General features: G+C 59.7%; 23 protein-coding genes and 1 pseudogene. 4 read left to right on the top strand and 20 right to left on the bottom strand.

The annotated features are described in order from the left end of the window. Positions 1-76: 76 nt before the first annotated feature. The 4 genes and pseudogenes from BFQ00_RS25485 to BFQ00_RS30570 form a co-directional block, all read right to left on the bottom strand. A complete protein-coding gene (locus BFQ00_RS25485; protein WP_065935100.1) occupies positions 77-709 on the bottom strand; it encodes an NAD(P)H-dependent oxidoreductase in 633 nt (210 codons plus the stop codon). An 81-nt stretch (positions 710-790) separates the two neighbouring features. Continuing rightward, positions 791-1,771, bottom strand: coding sequence for a sterol desaturase family protein (locus tag BFQ00_RS25480; RefSeq protein WP_139115008.1), 981 nt, complete (start codon positions 1,769-1,771; stop codon positions 791-793). A gap of 463 nt (positions 1,772-2,234) precedes the next feature. After that, the gene (locus tag BFQ00_RS30575) at positions 2,235-3,002 is read right to left on the bottom strand and encodes a methyl-accepting chemotaxis protein (RefSeq protein WP_370671680.1); all 768 of its coding nucleotides are present in this window, start codon (positions 3,000-3,002) and stop codon (positions 2,235-2,237) included. 87 nt (positions 3,003-3,089) lie between these two features. Continuing rightward, positions 3,090-3,977 (bottom strand): annotated as a pseudogene (locus BFQ00_RS30570) (cache domain-containing protein); the annotation flags it as partial. On the opposite strand from BFQ00_RS30570, the gene BFQ00_RS30210 reads away from it, so the two are divergent. Next, positions 3,978-4,199: a hypothetical protein gene (locus tag BFQ00_RS30210; RefSeq protein WP_242527068.1), complete on the top strand. Its 222-nt coding sequence runs from the start codon at positions 3,978-3,980 to the stop codon at positions 4,197-4,199. A 389-nt stretch (positions 4,200-4,588) separates the two neighbouring features. Here the strand turns inward: BFQ00_RS30210 and guaA are convergent, their stop codons facing one another. The 4 genes from guaA to BFQ00_RS25455 all read right to left on the bottom strand — a co-directional run bounded on the left by guaA (position 4,589) and on the right by BFQ00_RS25455 (position 9,394). After that, a complete protein-coding gene (gene guaA, locus BFQ00_RS25470; RefSeq protein ID WP_065887494.1) occupies positions 4,589-6,166 on the bottom strand; it encodes a glutamine-hydrolyzing GMP synthase in 1,578 nt (525 codons plus the stop codon). 81 nt (positions 6,167-6,247) lie between these two features. Beyond that, entirely contained in the window at positions 6,248-7,717 is a 1,470-nt protein-coding gene (gene guaB / locus BFQ00_RS25465; protein ID WP_057723945.1) for an IMP dehydrogenase, read from the bottom strand. A 217-nt stretch (positions 7,718-7,934) separates the two neighbouring features. Next, entirely contained in the window at positions 7,935-8,483 is a 549-nt protein-coding gene (locus BFQ00_RS25460) for a sugar ABC transporter ATPase (RefSeq protein WP_065887493.1), read from the bottom strand. Between the two features lie 143 nt (positions 8,484-8,626). Continuing rightward, the gene (locus BFQ00_RS25455) at positions 8,627-9,394 is read right to left on the bottom strand and encodes a sulfite exporter TauE/SafE family protein (RefSeq protein WP_065935098.1); all 768 of its coding nucleotides are present in this window, start codon (positions 9,392-9,394) and stop codon (positions 8,627-8,629) included. A 123-nt stretch (positions 9,395-9,517) separates the two neighbouring features. Between BFQ00_RS25455 and xseA the strand changes: the two genes are divergently transcribed. The 3 genes from xseA to leuA all read left to right on the top strand — a co-directional run bounded on the left by xseA (position 9,518) and on the right by leuA (position 13,723). Next, positions 9,518-10,897 (top strand): exodeoxyribonuclease VII large subunit, encoded by a 1,380-nt coding sequence (gene xseA / locus BFQ00_RS25450; RefSeq protein WP_065935246.1) that lies wholly within the window; start codon positions 9,518-9,520, stop codon positions 10,895-10,897. Positions 10,898-10,900: 3 nt separating this feature from the next. Continuing rightward, positions 10,901-11,722, top strand: coding sequence for a M23 family metallopeptidase (locus BFQ00_RS25445; protein ID WP_065887491.1), 822 nt, complete (start codon positions 10,901-10,903; stop codon positions 11,720-11,722). Between the two features lie 321 nt (positions 11,723-12,043). Then, positions 12,044-13,723 (top strand): 2-isopropylmalate synthase, encoded by a 1,680-nt coding sequence (leuA, locus tag BFQ00_RS25440; RefSeq protein ID WP_065935097.1) that lies wholly within the window; start codon positions 12,044-12,046, stop codon positions 13,721-13,723. Between the two features lie 160 nt (positions 13,724-13,883). On the opposite strand, the gene BFQ00_RS25435 is transcribed toward leuA, so the two are convergent. The 12 genes from BFQ00_RS25435 to ndk form a co-directional block, all read right to left on the bottom strand. Next, positions 13,884-14,675, bottom strand: a complete 792-nt coding sequence (locus BFQ00_RS25435; protein WP_065891512.1) for an amidohydrolase — start codon at positions 14,673-14,675, stop codon at positions 13,884-13,886. Then, positions 14,663-15,811 carry a pyridoxal phosphate-dependent aminotransferase gene (locus tag BFQ00_RS25430; protein ID WP_065935096.1) on the bottom strand — a complete coding sequence of 383 codons (1,149 nt, stop codon included), beginning with the start codon at positions 15,809-15,811 and terminating at the stop codon, positions 14,663-14,665. Before BFQ00_RS25430 ends, BFQ00_RS25435 begins: the two co-directional genes overlap by 13 nt. A 135-nt stretch (positions 15,812-15,946) precedes the next feature. Beyond that, a complete protein-coding gene (gene der / locus BFQ00_RS25425; RefSeq protein WP_057723953.1) occupies positions 15,947-17,416 on the bottom strand; it encodes a ribosome biogenesis GTPase Der in 1,470 nt (489 codons plus the stop codon). Continuing rightward, positions 17,404-17,610 carry a hypothetical protein gene (locus BFQ00_RS29725; RefSeq protein ID WP_165386114.1) on the bottom strand — a complete coding sequence of 69 codons (207 nt, stop codon included), beginning with the start codon at positions 17,608-17,610 and terminating at the stop codon, positions 17,404-17,406. Before BFQ00_RS29725 ends, der begins: the two co-directional genes overlap by 13 nt. Before the next feature lie 60 nt (positions 17,611-17,670). Next, entirely contained in the window at positions 17,671-18,822 is a 1,152-nt protein-coding gene (gene bamB / locus BFQ00_RS25415) for an outer membrane protein assembly factor BamB (RefSeq protein WP_057723954.1), read from the bottom strand. Next, positions 18,815-19,456 (bottom strand): YfgM family protein, encoded by a 642-nt coding sequence (locus tag BFQ00_RS25410; RefSeq protein WP_065935095.1) that lies wholly within the window; start codon positions 19,454-19,456, stop codon positions 18,815-18,817. Before BFQ00_RS25410 ends, bamB begins: the two co-directional genes overlap by 8 nt. A 41-nt stretch (positions 19,457-19,497) precedes the next feature. After that, on the bottom strand, positions 19,498-20,787 hold the full coding sequence (gene hisS, locus BFQ00_RS25405; protein ID WP_065935094.1) for a histidine--tRNA ligase: 1,290 nt from the start codon (positions 20,785-20,787) through the stop codon (positions 19,498-19,500). Between the two features lie 23 nt (positions 20,788-20,810). After that, positions 20,811-21,920 carry a flavodoxin-dependent (E)-4-hydroxy-3-methylbut-2-enyl-diphosphate synthase gene (gene ispG, locus BFQ00_RS25400; protein ID WP_003175952.1) on the bottom strand — a complete coding sequence of 370 codons (1,110 nt, stop codon included), beginning with the start codon at positions 21,918-21,920 and terminating at the stop codon, positions 20,811-20,813. A gap of 2 nt (positions 21,921-21,922) precedes the next feature. Further along, on the bottom strand, positions 21,923-22,903 hold the full coding sequence (locus BFQ00_RS25395) for a RodZ domain-containing protein (protein ID WP_065935093.1): 981 nt from the start codon (positions 22,901-22,903) through the stop codon (positions 21,923-21,925). Beyond that, positions 22,903-23,661: a type IV pilus biogenesis/stability protein PilW gene (gene pilW, locus BFQ00_RS25390; RefSeq protein WP_065935092.1), complete on the bottom strand. Its 759-nt coding sequence runs from the start codon at positions 23,659-23,661 to the stop codon at positions 22,903-22,905. Before pilW ends, BFQ00_RS25395 begins: the two co-directional genes overlap by 1 nt. Before the next feature lie 12 nt (positions 23,662-23,673). Then, positions 23,674-24,822, bottom strand: a complete 1,149-nt coding sequence (gene rlmN, locus BFQ00_RS25385) for a 23S rRNA (adenine(2503)-C(2))-methyltransferase RlmN (RefSeq protein ID WP_065887481.1) — start codon at positions 24,820-24,822, stop codon at positions 23,674-23,676. Between the two features lie 29 nt (positions 24,823-24,851). Then, complete coding sequence (gene ndk, locus BFQ00_RS25380) at positions 24,852-25,277, bottom strand: nucleoside-diphosphate kinase (protein ID WP_003175956.1); 426 nt, start codon at positions 25,275-25,277, stop codon at positions 24,852-24,854. Positions 25,278-25,352 lie beyond the last annotated feature (75 nt).

The raw sequence follows: 25,352 nt of genomic DNA, 5'->3' as shown, positions 1-25,352 counted from the left end.
TGAACCGGCATGCAGGCACATTTTATCTGCCCTGCTGATTACAACCTGTGTTGTTGGAAATTATCCGGAGTAGGCCCTACGCAATCTCGACGAACATATGTGCCTTGTCGCGCCGGACCTTTTCGAGTTTTACCAGCCAATCGCTTTCAGTATCCCGGTAGCCCAGAGCCAAGAGAACGGAACTGTTCAACCCCTGCTCGGGAAGCTTCAGCAGCGCGTTCACTGCCTGGTTGTCGAAGCCTTCCATGGGTGTGGCATCCACGCCCAGTTCAGCTGCCGCTACCAACGCGAATCCCAAGGCGATGTAGCACTGTTTGGACGCATGAACATACTGCTGCTCCTTGCTCATGCTGCCAAAAGAATCGAGCAGCGATAACCGGTAATCATCGGTGACACTGGCAGGCAAGTTACGTATCCCGTTGCTGTATTCAAAAAATGCATTGATCCGCTCAGGTGTGTACTCATCCCAGGCTGCAAAAATCAACAAGTGTGACGAGGTGGAAATTTGCTGTTGGTTGGCGCAGATCGGCTGCAATTGCGCCTTCAACTCGGGGTTAGTGATGATTAACACCTTGAAAGGCTGCAGGCCCGAACTGCTGGGGGCCAGGCGTATGGCCTCCAGGATCGAATCAATTTTTTCTTGCGCGACCTTGTCGTCGTTGTAGCTTTTGGTTGCATAGCGCCAATGAAGCGTGTCTTTCAATGCCATGATGATTCCCTTAACGCAATTGAGCCTGCGATTGCCTGGTGTGCTGTAAACCCTGGGTGCTTCCCGAGTGCTCCGAACCCATCACGGATTCGGGCTTTGTCCGTCCTTCACGTGACGCCAGAGGGTTTTGAAAGGATCGATATAGAAGCCCTTCAGGGTATTGTGCGGATTGTTGTCACCATACTCTTCGTCGTTACACCCCCAGCGCCAGCTTTCGCCCTTCTTGGGCAAGTAGAGCGTTCCGAACATCCAGTCCCAGAGTGTCAGTACGACTGCATTGTTCTTGTCCCAGTGATGGGGTTCCATACTGTGGTGGAGGTTGTGCATGACAGGGGCCAAAACGATGCGGTTCATCCACCCGTAGGAGATCGGCAGATGGACGTGAGAAAACACATCGATAACGAAGAAGCAGATGTAGGCCATTGTGGTAACGGCAACCACCATGCCTGGGTGGATTTGGCTGCCCGTCGCATAAAGCACCAGGCCGGTGAAGGCCCCGCCGACCACCGCCGGGATGATATTGAGGCCAAAGAACTCGATGGGGTGCTGGCGAAATAGCGTCCAGGGCGTCAGTGTCTCGGCGGTATGGTGAGGTTTGTGAAGATGCCACATCAGTGCGTTGGTATGGCACCAGCGATGTATCCAATACCCGACGAAGTCGACACTGAGGAAATAGGTCAGAAACTGAACGGAGATGATCAGCCAGGTTGACGTCATCAAGGGGGTTCGGACGCCGAATTCAGCGGTGAAATACGCGCCGACATTGTCAGCAATGGCGATGCCATTGACGGCGAAGACGCCTACCAGGGGAAAACCGAGCATCAACAGGATGATACCGTTCCACATATCCACGCGAGATGAGGGGTTGTCGTATTGCTCCCTGGGAAAGGCTGCATTGGCCAGAGAGCGGATGGTCAGGGGGCTCTGCCACTTTTGCGAGATGATGAACATCACCGCAAGCACTGAGACGAACAGAGGAAGACCCCAGGCCCACAAACTCATTATTTCCAGAGTCGGTTCATAGAACGCGACAATTGATTCCCAAATGTCATGCATCGTCATCGTAAGTACCTCGCCATTTATTCTTTTGTTATTGTTTTGAGGCCATGGATAGCCTCGCTTTATCTTTAACTCTCCGTGCAGGCCCGGTCGGGATTTCTGTTGCACCGGGCTATATGGATACTGCCCATGACTTAATGCCCAGGATAAGTTGGTTAACGGTTAATTAACGGTACGTAACAGGTTATTTTCAGCGCAGGTTTCGCTAAAAACGTATTTGAATCAGTTAGATAGTCTTAGGGCATGCGGGTGGACTGATTTCCCCGTGGCCAGGCGTGTCAGCCGCCCGGGGTACGTTCGGGCACTGATTGGAACGTCGTTTATTGAAAACAACGGCTCTTGCTTCGCAGATTTCTATCCAAAAAAATGCCAGTCAGTGATAACTGACTGGCATTGGTTAAACGACTTCCGGCGCAACTGCGAATCTAGAGCTGCACGCTAGTCAGTGCCTCCCGCCCTCACGTACTTACGACTTGAAGCGCCCTACCAGCCCGTTCAGCTCATTGGACAGATGCGAAAGCCGACCCGAGTCTTCCTGCGCAGAACTGGCGAGGCTCTCGACCAGTTGCGCCTCGTCGTAGATCTGCTGGATATGCTTGTTGATGTCTTCGGCCACGCTATGTTGCTCTTCGGCGGCGGCGGATATCTGCAGGTTCTGATCCCGGATTTCATTCACCGACAGCTGGATGCCTTCAAAGCTTTCACGTGCGTTTCCAATGGAGGAAACGCTGGCGCGTGACAGCTCCAGGCAACTTTCCATCTTCTGCGACACTTCCTGAGTCTTGCTACCGAGCGCGCTGAGCAACTGATCGATTTCCCCAGTGGAATCCGAGGTACGCTTGGCCAGCGCTCGAACTTCATCCGCGACCACCGCGAACCCTCGCCCCTGGTCACCGGCCCGTGCCGCTTCGATTGCCGCGTTCAGTGCCAGCAAGTTGGTCTGCTCGGCGATGGCGCGGATGGTGCCCAGAATCTGGTTGATACTGCGACTACCCTCCTCCAGCTCCACCATGGCCTGTGAAGATTCGGTCAGGCGACGCCCCAGGCGATTGACGTTGTCGGTGGTCAACTCAATCTGCTCTTTACCTTCGGCGACACGATGATGGCCACTCTCGGCGGAATTGGCCGCAGCGCTGCACGAGCGCGCCACTTCATTAGCAGTGGCGACCATTTCATTGAACGCCGTGGACACCAACTCCACCGCCTCACGCTGGCGCCCAGCCGCCTGGTTCATGTTAGTGGCCACTTCGCTGTTCACACGCGAAGCATCCTGCAGGTTGGTCGATGCCGCGCCGATGCTCTGGATCAACTGGCGTATTGCGGCGAGAAACTTGTTGAACCAGCCTGCCAGCTCGGCGGTTTCGTCTTTGCCCTGCACATCAAGATCACGGCGCAGGTCGCCCTCACCCTCGGCAATCGACTGCAGCCCGGTGCTGACCTGGCCGATGGGCTTGACGATAACCTTGGCGAAAGCCGCCGCCAGCAGTGCGAAAAGCAGCACCAGCACCACCACGATCGCAACCGTCACGTAGGTCATGCGTGTGGCCTCGGCCATGACTTCGCTGTACTCAATCAACCCCACGTAACGCCAGCCCAGACCCGGCGATGTCCACACGTTTGCCATGTACCGGACGCCGTTGATTTCCACTTCGGTTGAACCTTGCGCAGTGGCGGCCAGTTTGGCGTAAGGCTCACCCAGATCCTTGAGCTGCTTGAAGCTGTGCCCGGCATCACGCGGATCGACCAGTACCGTGCCGTCTTCGATGAGCATCACATAGCCGCTTTCACCGAGCTTGATGCTTTTGACCAGTTCGGTGAGGTTGGTCAGCGATACACTTACCACAAACACACCCTTGGCCTTGCCTGCTTCATCGAGCATGGCCCTGGCGCTACCAACCAGCGCTACCGCATCCTTTTCGTAGTAATACGCCGCGGTCCTTACCGCCTTACCGGGGCTGGCCATGGCGGCCTTGTACCACGGGCGCGTACGCGGGTCGTATTTCGACAACTGAGGGTCATCCGGCCATTTCGCGTAACTGCCGTCTTCCAGGCCAATGGACAGGATTGCCGCGGCCGGATGCGTCGCGCCATACCGGGCAAACGCATCGATGACTTGCCGGGCTGCTGCAGGCAGCGGCTGACTGGCTGCATCAGCAGCCTCGTAGTGCTTTAGGCTGGCGACTGATGTGTAGAAAGGGTCTGTAGCCATTTGATCGACGTTTTGTTGCGTACCATCAAAAAACTGCCGGATATTACCGTCGATCTGGCGTATTTCTCGGGTGCTGCCATCCATGAACTGGCTGACCGCTTCGGACCGGGTATTGAGTACAGAGATCACGGCCACCAGACTTACGGGGATGAACGCGACGAGTACAAAAGCCAGGACGAGCTTGTTTTTTATTTTCATTTTGCAGATCACTACCTGAAATAAGTGAGATAACGCACCCGGAGCAAACCTGCTGGACGCGAGTCGCCGCAAAAGCGATATCGGCCTGCGTCGCGCAATCTTTACAGTCATCTACGCGAATGCCGTTTGGAACGTAGCGCTTAATAGAAGTGGCTGTGAGCCCTGCAGATGTCGCTGCCCTCAAATGATTACGAGGACAAACGACTGCATAGTGAATAACGACCAGGGCGTGTGCAGACGTTTGTTGACGGAGCGAGAGACAGGTCGCTGATAATCCATCGGCAAAAGGACACAAGGGATGGCGATGCGCAAAGCTGCCAGAATTTGCCAGACCCAAAAAGCCAAAAGCCCGCAATTACGCGGGCTTCAGGGCATTTCTTGCTAGATGGTGCCGGTCAATACCGGACGTCCAATCATTCCCACTCAATCGTCGCCGGCGGCTTGCTCGACACGTCGTAAGTAACGCGCGAAATACCTTCGATTTCATTGATGATACGGCCGCTGACCGTTTCCAGCAGTTCGTACGGCAGGTGCGCCCAACGCGCCGTCATGAAGTCGATAGTCTCTACGGCACGCAGTGCAACGACCCACGCGTAACGACGGCCATCGCCTACGACGCCTACGGATTTCACCGGCTGGAATACCACGAACGCCTGGCTGACCTTGTGGTACCAGTCGGCCTTGCGCAGTTCTTCGATGAAGATGTGGTCGGCGCGGCGCAGCAGGTCGGCGTATTCCTTCTTCACTTCGCCGAGGATCCGCACGCCCAGGCCCGGGCCCGGGAATGGGTGGCGGTAGACCATGTCGTACGGCAGGCCGAGTTCCAGGCCCAGACGGCGGACTTCGTCCTTGAACAGTTCGCGCAGCGGCTCGACCAGTTTGAGGTTCATTTCCTCAGGCAGGCCACCCACGTTGTGGTGGGACTTGATCACGTGGGCCTTGCCGCTCTTGGCGCCGGCCGACTCGATCACGTCGGGGTAGATGGTGCCCTGGGCGAGGTATTTGATGTTGTCCAGTTTGTTGGACTGGGCATCGAAGACGTCGATAAAGGTGCGGCCGATGATCTTGCGCTTCTTCTCCGGGTCGGACTCGCCGGCCAGGTTGTTGAGGAACTGGTCCTCGGCGTTGGCGCGGATCACCTTGACGCCCATGTTCTCGGCGAACATGGCCATCACCTGCTCGCCTTCGTGCAGGCGCAGCAGGCCGTTGTCAACGAAGACGCAGGTCAGTTGGTCGCCAATGGCTTTATGCAACAGCGCGGCGACCACGGAGGAGTCAACGCCGCCGGACAGGCCGAGCAACACGTTGTCTGTGCCAACCTGGGCGCGGACGTTGGCGATGGCGTCTTCAGCAATTTTCGACGGGGTCCACAGGGCTTCACACTCGCAGATGTCGAGGATGAAGCGCGACAGGATGCGCCCGCCTTGCTTGGTGTGGGTCACTTCCGGGTGGAACTGCACGCCGTAGTAACGACGCTCGTCGCTGAACATGCCGGCAATCGGGCAGCTCGGGGTGCTGGCCAGGATGTGGAAGTCCTGCGGCATTTTGGTGACCTTGTCACCGTGGCTCATCCACACGTCGAGGCCGAACAGGCCGTCGGCGTCGATGTGGTCTTCGATGCCGTCCAGCAGGCGGCTCTTGCCGACCACGTCGACGCGCGCATACCCGAATTCACGCAGCTCGGAACCTTCAACCTTGCCGCCCAGTTGCTCGGCCATGGTCTGCATGCCGTAGCAGATACCGAAGACCGGCACGCCCAGGTCGAAGACCGCTTGCGGGCAGCGCGGGCTGTTGGCTTCGTGCACGGACTCGGGGCCACCGGCGAGGATGACGCCTTTCGGTGCGAATTCGCGGATCGCTTCGTCATCCATGTCGAACGGGTGCAGTTCGCAGTACACGCCGATTTCACGCACGCGGCGGGCGATCAGTTGGGTGTACTGGGAACCGAAATCGAGGATCAGGATGCGGTGGGCGTGAATGTCGAGGGCCATGAAGTCAGTCTCGTCTAATGAATCAGAAACAACTCGGGGCTGAAAGAACAGCCCCGGTTACTTAACGTTTTGCTGGAAGCCTCAACCTACGCGGTAGTTTGGCGCTTCCTTGGTGATCTGCACGTCGTGGACATGGGATTCAGCCATGCCGGCGCCGGTGATCCGTACGAACTCTGGCTTGGTGCGCATTTCTTCGATGTCGGCGCTGCCGGTGTAGCCCATCGAGGAACGCAGGCCGCCCATCAGTTGATGGATGATCGCGCTCAGGGTGCCTTTGTATGGCACACGGCCTTCGATGCCTTCCGGGACGAGCTTCTCGGCGCCTGCCGAGGAGTCCTGGAAGTAACGATCGGAAGAACCTTGCGCCTGGGACATGGCGCCCAGCGAACCCATGCCGCGGTAAGCCTTGTAGGAGCGGCCCTGGAACAGTTCGATCTCGCCCGGTGCTTCTTCAGTACCGGCGAACATCGAGCCCATCATCACGCAGGAAGCACCGGCCACGATGGCCTTGGACAGGTCACCGGAAAAACGGATGCCGCCGTCGGCGATCAACGGAACGCCAGTGCCTTCAAGGGCAGCGGCAACATTGGCGATGGCGCTGATCTGCGGCACGCCCACACCGGCGACGATACGCGTGGTGCAGATCGAGCCAGGGCCGATACCGACCTTGACCGCGTCAGCACCCGCTTCGGCCAGGGCCTTTGCGGCAGCGCCGGTGGCGATGTTGCCGCCGATCACCTGGACGTCAGGGAAGTTCTGCTTGACCCAGCGCACGCGGTCGATCACGCCTTTGGAGTGACCATGAGCGGTGTCGACCACCACCACGTCAACCCCGGCGGCGACCAGCGCCGAAACGCGGTCACCGGTGTCTTTACCGGTACCGACCGCAGCGCCGACGCGCAGACGACCCTGGTCATCCTTGCTGGCCAGCGGGTAAGCCTTGGCTTTTTCGATATCGTTGACGGTCATCATGCCTTTGAGAGCAAATTTGTCGTCGACGATCAGTACGCGCTCGATGCGGTTTTTATGCAGCAATTCGCGCACATCATTCTTGTCGGCACCTTCGCGGACAGTGACCAGACGCTCTTTAGGCGTCATCACTTCACGGACGGTGACTTCAAGACGGTTCTCGAAACGCACGTCACGGGAAGTGACGATGCCGACCAGGTCGCCATCATGCAATACCGGAACGCCGGAGATGTTGTGCAGGCGGGTCAGTTCGAACAGGTCACGCACGGTGGCGTCGGCTTCGATGGTGATGGGATCTTTCACCACACCGGCTTCGTAACGCTTGACCTTGCGCACTTCGGCAGCTTGCTGCTCGATGGTCATGTTCTTGTGGATGATGCCGATGCCGCCTTCCTGAGCCATGGCGATGGCCAGACGGGCTTCGGTGACGGTGTCCATGGCAGCGGAAACCAGGGGTATATTCAGCTCGATGCCACGGGTTAGGCGGGTCTTGAGACTGACTTCGTTAGGGAGCACCTCGGAATAACCGGGCACTAGGAGAATGTCGTCGAATGTCAGAGCTTCTTGGCTGATACGCAGCATCGCGGGGGCTCCCGAGCGGGAAAATGGAAGCGCGCCATTATATACATGCACCCTGTCGGGCTCAATGTAAAACTCTGACAAACTTGGTAATACTGATAGATGGAGAAAACCCGCTGCCTTCCTGTAGGAGCGAGCTTGCTCGCGAAGAACGCCAGGGCACCGCGTAAAACCAGGCAACCCGCGTTATCGTTGACGATTTTCGCGAGCAAGCTCGCTCCTACAGTTCGACTTTGACCCAACTCATTTTTTGATCGAGCCAATCGGCAAACTCATCGATAAAGCTTTGCTTGAACCCCGCCTCCGCCCAATTGTTGAAGATAAACCCCAGGTTGGAAAACCCGCATTCCTGCAGGAACAGAAAGCCATTGATGTCGTCTTCATGCCCGCACAGCGGGCAGGTGAAGTTATCGGTGTGGCCGGGCATCCAGTCTTCCAGGCTTTCGAACAGCGCTTCGCCGACTTCCTTCAGGCACTCCGGGCAGCCGGCTTCTTCGAGAAAGCCCTTGGCCGGCGTGTAGATGCAGCGCTTGTAGATGATTTCCAGGCCATTGACCGGCTCGTTGAACGGCAGCGCTTGCGGGTGCAGCACCACCGCGCGGGCGCCGTCGGCCAGGGCGTAGGCCATGCGGTTGCCGGTGCGCCCGCAGGTGGTCAGTTCCTCCTTGATGATGTTCTTGCGCACCAGCCAGCGCACGATTGCCCGGGCGCGGGGTTCGTGGACGGGCAAGGTGGAGATTTTCGGGACAAGGATGCTTTGGGAATTCATGGGAGTCCTGCGGTGTGGCTGCTGACGCCATCGGGGGCAAGCCCCCTCCCACATTTTGAATTGTGGATACCTTCAAAGGAGGGAGGGGGCTTGCCCCCGATGGCGCTCTAAAGGCTGGCAGCTTAATCCCTGAAGAAATCAGGTCAAGTACTCAAATACCGCCCAATCAACGCAATCCCACTGGCCAGCACCAACCACGTCACCAACCGCACAAACGCCTCGCGGGACATGCGCATCGTCAGCCTGCGCCCGCACCACAAGCCCAGCGCCATTGCAGGCAACAGGCACAGCGCCAACAGCAGCAGCGGCAAATCGGCATACACCCCGGCAATCAAAAACAGGCTCAGGCGCACCACCGTGCTGCAACTGATCAACGCACTCTGGGTGGCCCGCGCCGCCTCCTTGGACAGGCGGCTGTTCAGGTAAATCGCATATAAAAAGCCGCCACTGCCAAACAGCGCGCCAAACAAGCCGCCGACCGTGCCCATGGGAATCGACCAACCCGCCGCCAACTGCGCGGGCCGAACCTTTACCGCCAGGCTATAGACCGCGTAGGCACTGATAAACAACCCCATCAACAACAGCAACAGATCCGAATGCAGATTGAGCAAAAACACCACACCCAAGGTGCAACCGATGGCCATGCACGGCAGCAGCCGCAGCAATTCCGGCTTGCTGACATCCCGACGTGTCTGCAGCAGGCCACCAAAGGCGGCGACAAAATCCAGCAACACCAGCAGCGGAATGATCTTCGACAACGGCATGAACAGAATAAGCACAGGTCCTGCCACCAGCGCCGTCCCAAAGCCGGCAATACCGAAAACGATATAGGCCACGACGATACCGAGGCCGATCACCAGCCACTCAACTGTGCCGAATGACCACTGGCTCATCAGCTCAACCGCACTCATGGGTAATTCCTTGAAAGAGAATGCCGACACTTTAGTCATCCGTGAGCATTGCGCCAGCACGAAGACGCACGCGGGTGGAGCAGTTCTGTCAAACCTGACCCGAATGCCTATAAACTGCCGCCCATGATTAAAGATCCTTTTGCCCGACTGGGCCTGGACCGCGAAGTCCTGACTGTCAGCCAGCTCAACGGCCGCGCGCGGGTGTTGCTGGAAGACGTGTTCACCAATATCTGGGTGGAAGGCGAGATCTCCAACCTCGCCCGCCCGGCTTCGGGCCACGTGTATTTCACCCTCAAGGACAGCGGCGCCCAGGTGCGTTGCGCGCTGTTTCGCAACAACGCCGCGCGGGTACGCCAGGCGTTGAAGGACGGCCTGGCGGTGAAGGTGCGCGGCAAGGTCTCGCTGTTCGAGGGCCGTGGCGACTACCAGTTGATCCTCGACACCGTGGAGCCTGCCGGTGATGGCGCGTTGCGCCTGGCCTTCGATGCCTTGAAGGAAAAGCTCAGCGCCGAAGGCCTGTTCAGTGCCGAGCGCAAGGTGCCCTTGCCCGCGCATCCTCGGCGCATCGGTATTATCAGTTCGCCGACCGGCGCGGTGATTCGCGACATCATCAGCGTGTTCCGCCGCCGCGCGCCGAACATTGAATTGACCTTGATCCCGACCGCCGTACAGGGCCGCGAAGCCATCGCACAGATTGTGCGTGCGCTGAAGCTGGCCGACGCACGCGGCTTCGACGCGCTGATCCTGGCACGTGGCGGCGGCTCGCTGGAAGACCTCTGGTGCTTCAACGAAGAAGCCGTGGCCCGGGCGGTGGACGCCTGCGTCACGCCCATCGTCAGCGCGGTCGGCCATGAAACCGATGTATCGATCAGCGACTTCGTGGCGGACATGCGCGCCCCTACCCCCTCCGCTGCCGCTGAACTGCTGGCACCGGACGCCAGTCACCTGGTGCGCCAGGTCGAAAACCTGCAGCGCCGCCTGGTGCTGTTGATGCACAACCGCCTGCGCCATGATCGCTTGCGCCTGGAGGGCATGGCCCGACGCCTGCGCCATCCTGGCGAACGCCTGCGCCAGCAGGCCCAGCGCCTGGATGACCTGGACATGCGCCTGCGCCGCGCGTTCGAGCGCAGCCTCAATACCCGTCGCGAACGCCTGATTCGCCTGGAAACCCGCCTCGCCGGCCAACATCCGGGGCGTCAACTGGCCTTGCTGCGCCAGCGCCTGGACAGCCTCGCCGAGCGCCTGCCCCGCGCCATGCGCGAAGGCCTCAAGGCAAGGCGCCTGCAACTGCAAAGCCAGGTGCAGACGCTGCATGTGGTCAGCCCGCTGGCCACCCTGGGCCGTGGCTACAGCATCCTGCTCGACGAGCGCGGCCAGGCGATTCGCAGCGCCGCGCAAACCCACACCGGCCAGCGCCTGACCGCACGCCTCGGTGAAGGCCAACTGCAGGTGCGGGTGGAAGACAACCACCTGACCCCCGTTACCCTTTCTCTCCTGGATTGACCGATGCCACGCTTTCTCAGCTTGTTGATGCTCGTTTGCCTGACCTTCAATGCCCACGCCGACAGCTACATCACCCGCCTGCTGAACAAGCCGGTGCCCGGTGGCGTCGCTGTCGTGGACCTGGGCACGGCGGCGACCGCCCCCAAGGCCACCTACCTGAACAGGCCGGTGCTGGTGGTGAAGGAACAAAACACCTGGCTGGCGATTGTGGGTATCCCGTTGACGGTCAAGCCGGGCACCGAACGCATCACCAGTGGCGGGCGCCAACTGCCGTTCGTGGTGGGCTTCAAGAAATACCCCGAGCAACGCATCACCTTGAAGAACAAAAGCCAGGTCAACCCGGAACCGGCGCAACTCAAGCGCATCGAGGGCGAACTGGCCGTGCAGCTCAAGGCCTACCGCAGTTTCAGCCCGAACACACCGAGCAACCTGCTGCTGGACAAGCCGGTCAACGGGCCGCTGTCGAGCAAGTTTGGGGTAAGACGTTTCTTCAATGGCGAGGAGCGCAATCCCCATTCGGGCCTGGACTTTGCCGTGGGCGCGGGCACGCCGATCAAGACGCCGGCGGCGGGCAAGGTGATCCTGACCGGTAACTACTTCTTCAACGGCAACACCGTGTTCGTCGACCATGGCCAGGGCTTTATCAGCATGTTCTGCCATATGTCGAAGATTGACGTGAACGTCGGTGACCAACTGGCGCGCGGCGCGGTCGTGGGCAAGGTGGGCTCGACGGGCCGGGCAACCGGGCCGCATATGCACTGGAACGTCAGCCTGAACGATGCGCGGGTTGACCCGGCGATCTTCATCGGTGCTTTCCAACCCTGATCATTCAATTGCGCACCCGATAAAGGTCGCGCAATTAAATTCAGATATAGTTGTTTATCCAGCCATAAAATCGCTATTCCTGCACAAATAGCAGAACTTATCTCAATTTTTTTCGACTGCTTGCCATCTTTCACCCCGGCGGTTAGGGTTGAGCTTATGAAAACCTCTCACACCCTCATTCAGCGCCGCCAGCACCGCAGTCTGTGCCTCGTCAGCGCACGACTGCCAGGCTGAATCGATCTGCCTCGCCCCAAGCGTCGTCCCCAATAATAGTGATTCGGCAGGCCGCCTCTTCTCGGCCCTCCAACAAAGGATTTTGCGATGAGCATGCTCAAAGACCCGTCTTCGAAGTACCGCGCGTTCCCGACCATCGATATCCCGGACCGCACCTGGCCTTCGAAAACCATCACCAGCGCGCCGATCTGGTGCAGCTCCGACCTGCGTGATGGCAACCAGTCGCTGATCGAACCGATGGACGCGGCGAAAAAGCTGCGTTTCTGGAAGACTCTGGTTGCCGTGGGTGTGAAGGAAATCGAAGCCTCCTTCCCGGCCGCATCGCAAACCGATTTTGATTTCGTGCGCACCCTGATCGAAGACAACCACATCCCCGAGTACACCACCATCCAGGTGCTGACCCAGGGCCGTGAAGACTTGATCGCGCGCACCTTCGAATCCCTGCGCGGCGCCAAAAAGGCCATCGTGCATTTGTACAATGCCACGTCGCCGTCGTTCCGCCGCATTGTGTTCAACCAGGACAAGGACGGCATCAAGGCCATCGCGGTCAACGCCGCCAAGCTGTTCGTCAAATACGCCGCGCAGCAGCCCGAGACCCAGTGGACCTTCGAATATTCGCCGGAAACCTTCAGCGCCACGGAGCTGGAGTTTGCCAAGGAAGTCTGTGACGCAGTGATCGAGGTGTGGAACCCGACGCCCGAGCACAAGATGATCCTCAACCTGCCGGCCACGGTTGAATGCGCCACGCCGAATATCTATGCCGACCAGATCGAGTGGTTCGGTCGCCACATCAACCGCCGTGACAGCGTGATCATCAGCCTGCACACCCACAACGACCGTGGCACCGGCGTGGCCGCCACCGAACTGGGCCTGATGGCCGGCGCCGACCGTGTCGAAGGCTGCCTGTTCGGCAACGGCGAGCGCACCGGTAACGTCGACCTGGTCACCGTGGCACTGAACATGTACACCCAGGGCCTCGACCCGCAACTGGACTTCTCCGACATCGACGGCGTGCGCAAAGTCGTCGAAGAGTGCAACCAGATCCAGGTGCATCCGCGTCATCCGTATGTCGGCGACCTGGTGCACACCGCGTTCTCCGGCTCGCACCAGGACGCGATCCGCAAGGGTTTCTCCCAGCAGAAAGACGATGCTCTGTGGGAAGTGCCGTACTTGCCGATCGACCCGGCCGACATCGGTCGCAGCTACGAGGCAGTGATCCGGGTGAACAGCCAGTCGGGAAAGGGCGGCATCGCCTACCTGCTGGAACAGGAATACGACATCAGCTTGCCGCGCCGCATGCAGATCGAATTCAGCCAGGTGGTACAGGCCGAGACCGACCGCGTGGGACTGGAGATGACCGCACCGCAGATCTACGCGTTGCTGCAGCGTGAATACCTGCAAGCCAACACTCCGTATGCGCTGGTCAGCCACCGCCTGCAGGAAGAAAACGGCAACAGCTATGTGGAAGTGGAAGTCTCCGGCAAGGGCCAGGGCGAAACCAATCTGCACTGGAAAGGCAAAGGCAACGGCGCGCTGGAGGCACTGGTGGCCGGCTTGCCGATCGGTGTGGAGATCATGGATTACAACGAACACGCGATTGGCGCGGGCACCAACGCCAAGGCGGCGGCCTACATCGAGCTGCGCGTGAACGGCGAGCGTCCGGTGCATGGCGTGGGGATTGATGAAAACATCACCACGGCAAGCTTCAAGGCGCTGTTCAGTGCGCTGAACCGCTCGTTGAGCCAGCAGGAAGCGAAGGCGGCGTAAGCTTTATCGGCGCCATGCAAAAGGCCCCTGGGTGAGAATCCAGGGGCCTTTTTACTTTGGGCTAGGGTGGTGGTGCTGATGGCCTCATCGGGGGCAAGCCCCCTCCCACAGGGGAATGCATTCCAAATGTGGGAGGGGGCTTGCCCCCGATAGCGGTCTGTCAGACAAACTGAAAACTATCGGCATCCAGATTCGCCGGGAATTTGGTGCGATACGCCGCCAACTCCGCTGCATCCAGAATCACCTGGAATACCCCATCCGCTTCTCCCGCGCTCAGCAATGTCTCGCCCTGGAAATCCAGCACCTGGCTGTCGCCGGTGTAGGCAAAGCCCTTGCCGTCCGTGCCGACTCGATTCACCGCCGCCACATAACACAAATTCTCGATGGCCCGGGCCGGCAACAAGCGGTTCCAGTGCTGGCGCCGCGCGCCCGGCCAATTGGCGGTGTACAGCAGCAAGTCGGTGTCCTGGGCATCGCGACTCCACACCGGGAAGCGCAGGTCGTAGCAAATCAGCGGGCGGATACGCCAGCCCTTCAACTCGAACTGCACCTGGCGCTCGCCGGGCGTGTAGTGGTCGTGTTCGCCGGCCATGCGAAACAGGTGGCGTTTATCGTAATGCAACACCTCACCGTCGGGGCGCGCCCAGAGCAGGCGGTTACGGTGGCTGCCGTCGGCCGCCTGGATGATCACACTGCCGGTGATCACAGCGTTGTATTTCGCCGCCTGGGTTTGCAGCCAACGCTGAGTCGGGCCGTTTTCCCGCTCGGCCAGGGCGGCCGATTCCATGGAGAAACCCGTGGTGAACATCTCCGGCAATACCATCAGGTCGGCGCCGTTGGCTTGCTCCAGCAGCAGCTCGAAGTGCTCAAGATTGGCCTGGCGGTCGTGCCAGGCCAGGGTGGTCTGGATCAGGGCAATGTTCAGGTTCGGCAAGGCACTCAAATCGCGCATAGTTTTTCCGCCGCTTGTTGCAGCGTCTCCTCGCGTTTGGCAAAGCACAGGCGCACCAGGCGCTGGCCTTGGGGTGGGTCGCGGTAAAACACCGAGATCGGAATCGACGCCACGCCGTGTTCGCGCGTCATCCATTCGGACATGGCGACATCATCCAGGTCCGGGCGGATCCGGGAATAATCCACCAGTTGAAAGTAAGTCCCCGCCGACGGGCTGAAGCTGAACCGCGACGGCGCCAGCAACTGGCAGAACAGATCGCGCTTGGCTTGATAGAACGCCGGCAGCGCATCCACGTGCTCCGGGTGCTCAGCCATGAAATCGGCCAGCGCGTACTGCAACGGCGTCACGCCACAGAAGCTGACGTATTGATGCACTTTGCGCAGCTCGGCAGTGAGGGCCGGCGGTGCAACCACATAGCCGGTCTTCCAGCCCGTGACGTGATACGTCTTGCCGAACGAGCTGACCACAAACGCGCGCGAGTACAGCTCCTCATGGGCCAGCACGCTGACGTGGGGCACATCGTCGAACACCAGGTGTTCGTACACTTCATCGCTGAGCAGGTAGATATCGCGTCCGCGAATCAGCTCGGCCAACTGGTCCAGCTCCTCACGGCTGACCAGCGCGCCACTGGGGTTGTGCGGGGTATTGAGCACAATCATGCGCGTGCGCGGCGACAGTGCGGCCTTGATACGCTCCAGATCCAGGCTGAAATCCTGCAAGCCCAACTGCAGATGCACGCAGCGCCCGCCGGCCAGCTCCACCGAGGGTGCGTAGCTGTCGTAGCAAGGGTCGAAGATGATCACTTCGTCGCCGTTGCGGATGACCGCCTGGATCGCGCAGAAAATGCCTTGGGTGGCGCCGGGCGTGATGGTGACTTCACGGTCGGCATCGACGCTGACACCGTAGCTGCGGGCGATTTTTGCCGCCACCTGCTGACGCAGCGCGGGCAAGCCGCTCATCGGTGCGTATTGGTTATGGCCGCTGGCGATGTGCCGACCGACGGCGTCGAGCAAATCCTGAGGGCCGTTGAAGTCGGGAAAACCCTGGGACAGGTTGATTGCGCCGGTGTCGGCCGCCAACTGCGACATGCTGGTGAAAATGGTCGTGCCGACGTTCGGCAGCTTGCTGGTGATCATGGGAGCCCCCTTCGGGTGAGCTGCAAGTTTTAAGCTGCAAGCTGCAAGCGGGTCAAGGGGCAAACCGCCGCGCACAAAAAAGGGCGCCAACGGCGCCCTCTCTTGCAGCTTGCAGCTTACAACGTGAAGCTGCGGTTATTTCTTGTCGCGGCGCTTCTTGTCGGCTTTCTTGTGGTGAGTCATCAAACGACGCTTCTTGTTCACCTGACGGTCGGTCAATGTGTTCTTGTTGCCTTCGTATGGGTTCTCGCCACCCTTGAACTCGATACGGATCGGCGTGCCGACCAGCTTCAAGACACGGCGGTAGGTGTTTTCCAGGTAACGCACATAGGACTTGGGCACCTTCTCGATCTGGTTACCGTGAATCACGATAATCGGCGGGTTGGCACCACCCAAGTGGGCGTAACGCAGTTTGATGCGGCGGTTGTTGACCATCGGCGGCGCGTGCTCGCCCACCGCGTCTTCCAGGATCTGGGTAAGGCGGTTGGTCGGCCAGCGCGTGACCGCGGACTTGAACGAGTTCTGTACCGAGGCGTAGAGGTTGCCCACGCCGGTGCCATGCAGCGCCGAGATGAAGTGGATATCGGCGAACTCAACGAAGAACAGGCGACGCTGCAGCTCGATCTTGACGAAATCGCGCTCGCTCGGCGTCATGCCGTCCCACTTGTTGATCGCGATCACCAGGGCGCGACCGGCTTCCAGGGCAAAGCCCAGAAGGTTCAGGTCGTGGTCCACCACGCCTTCGCGGGCGTCCATCACGAAGATCACCACGTTGGCGTCTTTGATCGCTTGCAGGGTTTTGACCACGGAGAATTTTTCGACTTCTTCGTGGATCTTGCCGCGCTTGCGCACACCGGCGGTGTCGATCAGCGTGTACTTTTCCTCGTTGCGCTCGAACGGGATGTAGATGCTGTCGCGGGTGGTGCCGGGTTCGTCATAGACGATTACCCGGTCTTCACCGAGCATGCGGTTGACCAGGGTCGACTTGCCGACGTTCGGGCGGCCGATGATGGCGATCTTGATACCGTCTTTTTCGCTCGGGCCAGGAATGCGCTTGGCTTCCTCGCCTTCGGCGACGATCTCCTCCTCACCCTCTTCTTCCTCATCGTCATCCTTGGGAAAGGTGCTGAGGGCAATTTCGAGCATCTGCGTGATGCCGCGACCGTGGGCGCCGGCAACCGGGATCGCGTCGCCCAGGCCCATCGGGCTGAATTCGGCGCGGGCCGCTTCAGGATCGATGTTATCGATCTTGTTCGCGACCAGATAGGAACGCTTGTTGCGCTTGCGCAGGTGCTCGCCAATCATCTGGTCGGCAGCGGTGTAGCCCGCGCGGGCGTCCACCAGGAACAACACGACATCGGCTTCTTCAATGGCCAGCAGCGACTGCTCGGCCATTTTTTCGTCCATGCCATGTTCGTCACCGGAGATACCACCGGTGTCGACAATAATGTAGGAGCGCCCTTGCCACTTTGCCTCACCGTATTGGCGATCACGGGTCAGACCGGACAAGTCGCCGACGATGGCGTCGCGAGTCCTGGTCAGGCGGTTGAACAAGGTGGACTTGCCGACGTTAGGTCGGCCCACCAGGGCGATTACGGGAACCATGCGGCTCTCCACTTCGTTATTTCAGAAAATACAAAAGCCGCTGCAAGGCAGCGGCTGGTGCTCGGGGCGGCATTTGAATGCCACATGCCCTGCTCGACACTGAATACTGCAGGAGCGAGCTTGCTCGCGAAAAACCAGAGGACGCCGCGTTTATCCAGAAAACCCGCGTTAGCGTTGACGTCCTTCGCGAGCAAGCTCGCTCCTACAAACAGCATTGAGGCAAGGCCGCCTGGGGGTTACCCCAAGCATGATTCTTACTTGATGGTCAGGGCTTCCAGCTTGCCGCTGTTGCCATACACATACAGCATGTTACCCACCACCAGCGGACGCGCACGCAAGCCGTCGCTGTCGATACGCTCGCGACCCACGAAGCGACCGTCCACCTGGCTCAGCAGGTGCAGGTAGCCTTCGAAGTCACCGACCGCTACGTAGCTGGAGAAGACTTCCGGTGCCGACAGTTGGCGGCGAGCCAGGGAGTCGTTGCTCCACAGCGCAGTGGTGGAACGCTCGTCGACACTTTCAACGGTGCCGGACGCCAGGCTTACGTAGACGCTGCCAAACCCTTGGGCGACACCGGCGTAGCTGGACGCATCACGTTGCCAGTTGACCCGGCCGCTCTGCAGGTCCAGTGCCGCGACACGGCCCTGGTAAGTAGCGACGTAGAGGGTCTCGCCGGACAGCAACAAGCCGCCGTCGATGTCCACAACGCGATCCAACTCGGAACGACCTTGCGGGATAGCCACACGGGTTTCCCAGGCCGGGACGCCGTTCTGGGTATTCAGGGCCACCACTTTACCGGTGGACAGCCCGGCAACGGCCAGATTGTTGGTCACAATCGGACCACTGGTACCGCGCAGGGTCAACACCGCCGGGGTGCTGTCGTACAACCAGCGCTGTTCGCCGGTGCTGGCGTCCAGACCGATCACACGATCATCCTGGGTCTGCACCACGACGATATCGCCGTTGGTGGCAGGCGGTGCGAGCACTTCACTGGTCACGCGGGCGCGCCATTTCTCTTCACCGGTGCCGGAGTCCAGCGCCACGACTTCGCCTTTGAGCGTGCCGAGCATGACCATGCCGTAACCCACGCCAACGGCGCCGGAGACAGGCAGTTCAAGGTCTTTCTTCCACTTCACGTCGCCGGTCATGCGATCCAGGGAGGTCACAATGCCGGTTACATCAGCGGCCACAATGTTGTCACCGTCGATTGCCGGTACCAGCATGTTGTAGGTTTCGCCCTGACCATCACCGATGGAGCGGCTCCACTGCTTTTGCAGGACCACTTCTTCCTTGAAGCTGGTCAGCTCCGCAGGCGGCAGTTCTTTTTTACTGTTGCTGCTGCAACCCGCGGCCAGAACGGCCAGAGCCAGCAATGCTGCATGTTTCCAACGGATCACGTCACGCATCCCCTTTGGCCAAGTCGTCCAGCTTGATTTGTAAGCCACCGACCGCCGCTTCATCAGACAGCGCCGCCTTGGCTTTTTGGTACGCAGCATTGGCTTCGTCGGTACGACCCAATTGGACCAACAGGTCGCCCTTGAGCTCTTCGCGAGTGGCTACAAATGCCTTGTCAGCATCGCCGTCGAGCAGTTTGAGTGCTTCGTCAGCCTTGTTCTGTGCCGCCAATACCTGTGCCAGGCGTTGACGTGCGATTTCACCCAGGGTCGGGTTGGTCGGTTTGTCGGCGATGGCCTTGAGCTCAGTGGCTGCCTCATCCAGCTTGCCGGTGTCGACCGCGACTTTCGCGACGAACAGGCTACCGTACTGGGCGTAGGTCGTACCGCCAAATTCGTTCTTCAGCTTGCCGGCCAGGTCTGCCACTCGTGCAGGGTCCGGCTTGCCGTCCGGCGTCAGGGTAGTTTCCAGCAATTGCTGGTAAACGATCGAGGCGCCCTGGGACTGGTTGGCCTGATACTTGGTCCAGGCTTGCCAGCCGAACACCACCACTAAAGCCAGCAGACCGCCAGTTACCAGGGGCTTGCCGTTACGCTGCCACCAGTCCTTGAACTCGGCCAGTTGCTCATCATCAGTACTCGACACCCCAATACTCCTTAATCGCTAAATTCGGCTGTTCGACAGCTTCAACCCTGCACAACGCAGGTGGCCAGGTGCGCAGCGAGCGCATCAAAGGCAATGTTCTGTTGTTCGCCCTGGCCACGCAGGGGTTTGAAACCTACCACTTGCTGGGCCAATTCGTCATCGCCGAGGATCAGCGCATACAACGCGCCGCTCTTGTCAGCCTTCTTGAACTGGCTCTTGAAGCTACCGGCGCCGGCATTGATTTGCAGACGCAGGTTCGGCAGTTGGTCACGCACCTGTTCGCTCAAGGCCAGGGCAGCCAGTTCGGCGGCCTCGCCAAAAGCGCAAAGATACACGTCCACCTGGCGGGAAATCTCTTGTGGCACTTGCTCAAGGGTCTCGAGCAACAGGATCAGCCGCTCGATGCCCATGGCGAAACCTACGCCCGTGGTCGGCTTGCCACCCATTTGCTCGACCAGGCCGTCGTAACGACCACCGGCACACACCGTACCCTGGGCGCCGAGTTTGTCGGTGACCCACTCGAACACGGTCTTGCTGTAGTAATCGAGGCCGCGCACCAGCTTGGGGTTGATCACATACGGAATACCCGCCGCATCCAGGCGAGCCTTGAGGCCCTCGAAGTGCGTGCGCGATTCGTCATCCAGGTAGTCGGCCATTTTCGGCGCGTCGACCAGTACGGCCTGGGTGTCGGCGTTCTTGGTATCAAGCACGCGCAACGGGTTGGTCTTCAGGCGGCGCTGGCTGTCTTCGTCCAGCTTGTCCAGGTGGGCAGACAGGTACTCGACCAGGGCTTCGCGATAGCGTCCGCGGGACTCGCTGGTGCCCAGGCTGTTGAGTTCGAGCTTGACCGCGTCGCGGATGCCCAACTGGCCCCACAGGCGCCAGGTCAGGACGATCAGCTCGGCATCGATGTCCGGACCGTCCAGGTTGAAGACTTCGCAACCGATCTGGTGAAACTGGCGATAGCGACCTTTCTGCGGACGCTCGTGGCGGAACATCGGGCCGATGTACCACAGTTTCTGGGTCTGGCCGCCACCGGTGATGCCATGCTCCAGCACAGCGCGAACGCAGGCCGCAGTGCCTTCCGGACGCAGGGTCAGGGAGTCGCCGTTACGGTCTTCAAAGGTGTACATCTCTTTTTCGACGATGTCGGTCACTTCACCGATGGAGCGCTTGAACAGCTCGGTGAACTCGACGATCGGCATACGGATCTGCTTGTAACCGTAGTTATCCAGCAGACGCGCGACCGTGCTCTCGAAATAGCGCCACAGTGGCGTCTGCTCCGGCAGGATGTCGTTCATGCCACGAATGGCTTGCAGAGACTTGCTCACATCAAATCCTTAAATTCGTTCAATCAGCCGCGAGCGATCAGCGCTGCGTCAGCGGCGACCTTCTCGGCCGCTTTCTCGCGGATCAGCTTTTCCAGCTCATCCACCAGATTGTCATTCGTCAATTTCTGCGACGGTTTGCCGTCGATGTAAATCAGGTTCGGTGTACCGCCGGTCAAGCCCACGTGTGCCTCCTTGGCCTCGCCCGGTCCGTTGACCACGCAACCGATCACCGCGACATCCAGCGGCACCAGCAGGTCTTCGAGACGCAACTCCAGATCGTTCATGGTTTTCACCACGTCGAAGTTCTGCCGCGAGCAGCTCGGGCAGGCAATGAAATTGATGCCACGGGAACGCAAACGCAGGGATTTGAGAATGTCGTAGCCGACCTTCACTTCCTCTACGGGGTCTGCCGCCAGGGAGATGCGGATAGTATCGCCAATCCCTTCGGCGAGCAGCATACCGAGACCCACCGCAGATTTCACTGTGCCTGAGCGTAAACCGCCCGCTTCAGTGATGCCCAGGTGCAGCGGCTGCACGATTTCCTTGGCCAGCAGGCGATAGGCTTCTACGGCCATGAACACGTCGGACGCCTTTACGCTGACCTTGAAGTCCTGGAAATTCAGGCGCTCCAGGTGTTCAACGTGGCGCAATGCCGACTCCACCAGCGCCGCCGGGGTAGGCTCGCCGTATTTCTTTTGCAGGTCTTTTTCCAGCGAACCGGCGTTGACCCCGATGCGGATGGGAATACCGCGATCACGGGCCGCATCGACCACGGCGCGCACACGGTCTTCACGACCGATGTTGCCCGGGTTGATCCGCAGGCAGTCCACACCCAGTTCGGCTACGCGCAACGCGATCTTGTAGTCGAAGTGGATATCGGCAACCAGCGGCACCTTGACCAATTGCTTGATACGGCCGAAGGCTTCGGCAGCGTCCATGTCCGGTACGGACACGCGCACGATGTCCACGCCGGCCGCTTCCAGACGATTGATCTGGGCGACGGTGGCGGCCACGTCATTGGTGTCGCTGTTGGTCATGCTCTGCACCGCAATGGGGGCATCGCCGCCCACCGGCACCGAGCCGACCCAGATCTTGCGCGATACGCGACGTTTGATTGGAGATTCGCCGTGCATGACTATTGTCCCAACTTGAGGCGAGCGGTCTCGCCACTGGTGAACGGCGCTACGTCCACAGGCTGGCCGTTGTAGGCCACTTGCGCGCCACGGGCATAGCCCAGACGCAGCGTCAAAGGAGGCTTGCCGCCCTGGTCAAGAGTATCTCCCTTACGCTTCAGACCGCTAAACAGCACTTTGCCATTACCGTCGCTGACTTGCGTCCAGCAGTCAGCGACGAAGGTGATCTGTACGCGCCCGTCACCGGCGATCAACGCGGGGGTGGTGGGCGGCGAAATGGCAGGCGCAGCCGGTGCCGCAGGCGCTGGAGCCTGGGCCGGAGCGGTCGCTGCGGGAGCCTGGGCCACCGGCGCTGCGGGAGCCGGCGCGGGTACGGTTGCAGTCGCTGCAGGTGCGCTGTCGGCTTGCGGAGTTGGTTGTTCAGCGGTGGCAGGCGCTTCCGGCGTGACTTGCCCTTCGACGACCGCCTGGTCTTCCGGCTCATCCAGCGGATGAATCTGGGTGGTGCCGTCGGCGCTCTCGACTTCGACGTGCTCCAGCGCGTTGCTGGTCAGGTCTTTATTGCGCTGGGAAGTCTGGTCCTGCCACCAGACGAAGCCACCCCCGATCACGGCAATCAGCAGCAACAGGCTGACAATGCGCAGGATCGTGTGGGACACCCGGGTCGGCTCTTCAATACGACCGAGGCCATGCACATTGCTGCCCTGGGAGTCGGTGCCGGTGAACTGGTCGAATTGCTGGACCAGTGCGGTCTGGTCGATACCCAGCAACTTGGCATAAGCGCGGATATAGCCGCGGGCAAACGTGTGCCCGGGCAGCTTGTCGAATGCGCCAGCTTCCAGGTTGGCCAGGGAGGTGCTGGTCAAATTGAGCTTGAGGGCCACTTGCGCCAGCGACCAACCATTGCTTTCGCGGGCCTCACGCAAGGTGTCGCCTGGGTTTACGCGATTAGCTGCTACAACTTCCGGGTGCGCGGCTTTCATCATTGCTCCGACAGGTATTGCTGATATTCCGGCGTACCGGGATAGAGTCGTTCGAGTTGCTGGCCAAAACGTGCGGCCGTGTCGCGTTCTTCATGAACCGTCGCCAGCCGCACACCGAGCAATAGACTACGTGCATTCTGCCCGCTGAGCAGGCTAAAACGCTCGTAATAGTCACGTGCCGGCACATAATGCCTGTCTTCGTAGGACAACTCAGCCATTTCAAGCAAAGCACGTGGCTGGCGAGCGTTCAGGTGCAAAGCTTTTTCGAGTTGCTGGCGCGCCAGTTCGCGCTGTCCCAGGTGTATCGACGTCACCCCAAGGTTCTCGAAGATGCGCGAACGCTGGGGATAAAGGGTGTCAGTGCTGGCCTGGCGGAAATAAGCGGCCGCCTGTTCATAATGTTTCTGCTCGAACAGGAAGCTACCGTAGTTGTTCAGCAACCGCGCGTCGCCAGGACGGGAAGCCAGTGCCGTGGTGAAATACCGATCAGCCAACTCGGGCTCAGCCTGAGCCTGGAAGACCAGCGCCAGCGCGGCATTGGCATCCGCATCGTCGGCATCCAGCTCCAGGGCCTTCTTCAATGGCACCTTGGCCTGCTCGCTCATGCCTTGTTGCAGATAGCCCAGACCCAGTTGCACATACGCCACTCGCGCCGCTTCACGCCCCTCGTCGGTTTGCAAAGGGCTATCATGGCCCGATGAAACACAACCGGCCGCGAGACCGGTAACAAGCAAAAGCAGCGCAAGGCGCAAGGGCATAGAGGTCCTCTCTCAGATTCGATTTACAGCAATCAGCGGCAAATCGTCGGCGGCGTTCAGTTCGCGTCCGGCGATATAACGCTCGCTGCGGCGGGTGCGGTCCATCACCTGCCCTACAAGTTGGCCACAGGCGGCGTCGATGTCTTCACCGCGCGTAGTGCGCACGGTGACGTTGTAGCCGGCCTGGTGCAGTTGATCCTGGAAACGGCGGATGGCGTTGTTGCTCGGCCGCTCGTAGCCAGAATGGGGAAACGGGTTGAACGGAATCAGGTTGATCTTGCACGGGGTGTTCTTGAGCAACTCGATCATCTCGACCGCGTGCTCGACCTTGTCGTTGACGTCCTTGAGCATGGTGTACTCAATGGTCAAAACACGCTTTTCGCCCAAGGTCGCCATATAACGCTGGCAGGATTCGAGCAGCATCTTAAGCGGATACTTCTTGTTGATCGGCACCAATTGGTTACGCAATGCGTCATTGGGTGCGTGCAGCGACAAGGCCAGGGAAACGTCGATGTGCTTGGCCAGCTCATCGATCATCGGTACCACGCCGGAGGTCGACAGGGTCACACGGCGCTTGGAGATGCCGTAGCCCAGGTCGTCCATCATCAGGTGCATGGCCGCAACCACGTTGTCGAAGTTCAGCAGCGGCTCACCCATGCCCATCATCACCACGTTGGTGATGGCACGGTCGACGGTCGCCGGGACGCTGCCAAAGGATTTGTTGGCAATCCACACCTGGCCGATCACTTCGGCGGCGGTGAGGTTGCTGTTGAAGCCTTGCTTGCCGGTGGAGCAGAAACTGCAGTCCAGGGCACAGCCTGCCTGGGACGAAACGCACAAGGTGCCGCGCTTGCCCTGGGGAATGTAGACGGTCTCGACGCAGCTGCCGGACGCCACACGCACCACCCACTTGCGGGTGCCGTCGCTGGAGATGTCCTCGCTGACCACTTCGGGACCACGAACTTCGGCAATGGCCTTGAGCTTGTCGCGCAGGGCCTTGCTGACGTTCGTCATGGCGTCGAAATCGTCGACGCCAAAGTGGTGAATCCACTTCATTACCTGACCGGCACGGAAACGCTTCTCCCCGATTGAGTCGAAGAATTTCTCCATTTCCGGCTGAGTCAGACCCAGCAGGTTGGTTTTAACAGTCGATGTCGTCATGGATTCACCCTCACTCTTTAAGCCGATGCTTAGCGAGCGGTTACTTCAGTAGCAGCGAAAAAGTACGAGATTTCGCGAGCAGCAGCGGCTTCGGAGTCCGAACCGTGAACAGCGTTGGCGTCGATGGACTCGGCGAAGTCAGCACGGATAGTGCCGGCAGCCGCTTCTTTAGGGTTGGTAGCGCCCATCAGCTCACGGTTCAGAGCGATAGCGTTCTCGCCTTCCAGCACCTGAACAACAACAGGACCGGAGATCATGAAGGCAACCAGGTCGCCGAAGAAGCCACGAGCGCTGTGCTCAGCGTAGAAGCCTTCAGCTTCAGCCTTGGACAGTTGCTTGAGTTTCGAAGCTACAACCTTCAGGCCGGCTTTTTCGAAACGAGTGGTGATCTCGCCGATGACGTTTTTTGCAACAGCGTCAGGCTTGATGATGGAGAAAGTACGTTGAACAGCCATGGTGTAACTCCAGAAACGGTAATTTACGAAAAATTAAACCCGCGAATTATACGCGGGTTATCAGGTATTGCCTAA

Origin of the sequence: Pseudomonas sp. 28 E 9 (genome assembly GCF_900004785.1) — a bacterium.
Lineage (GTDB): Bacteria > Pseudomonadota > Gammaproteobacteria > Pseudomonadales > Pseudomonadaceae > Aquipseudomonas > Aquipseudomonas orientalis_A.
Note: the sequence above shows the minus strand (reverse complement) of the source record. Positions and strands in the feature narration are given on the sequence as shown.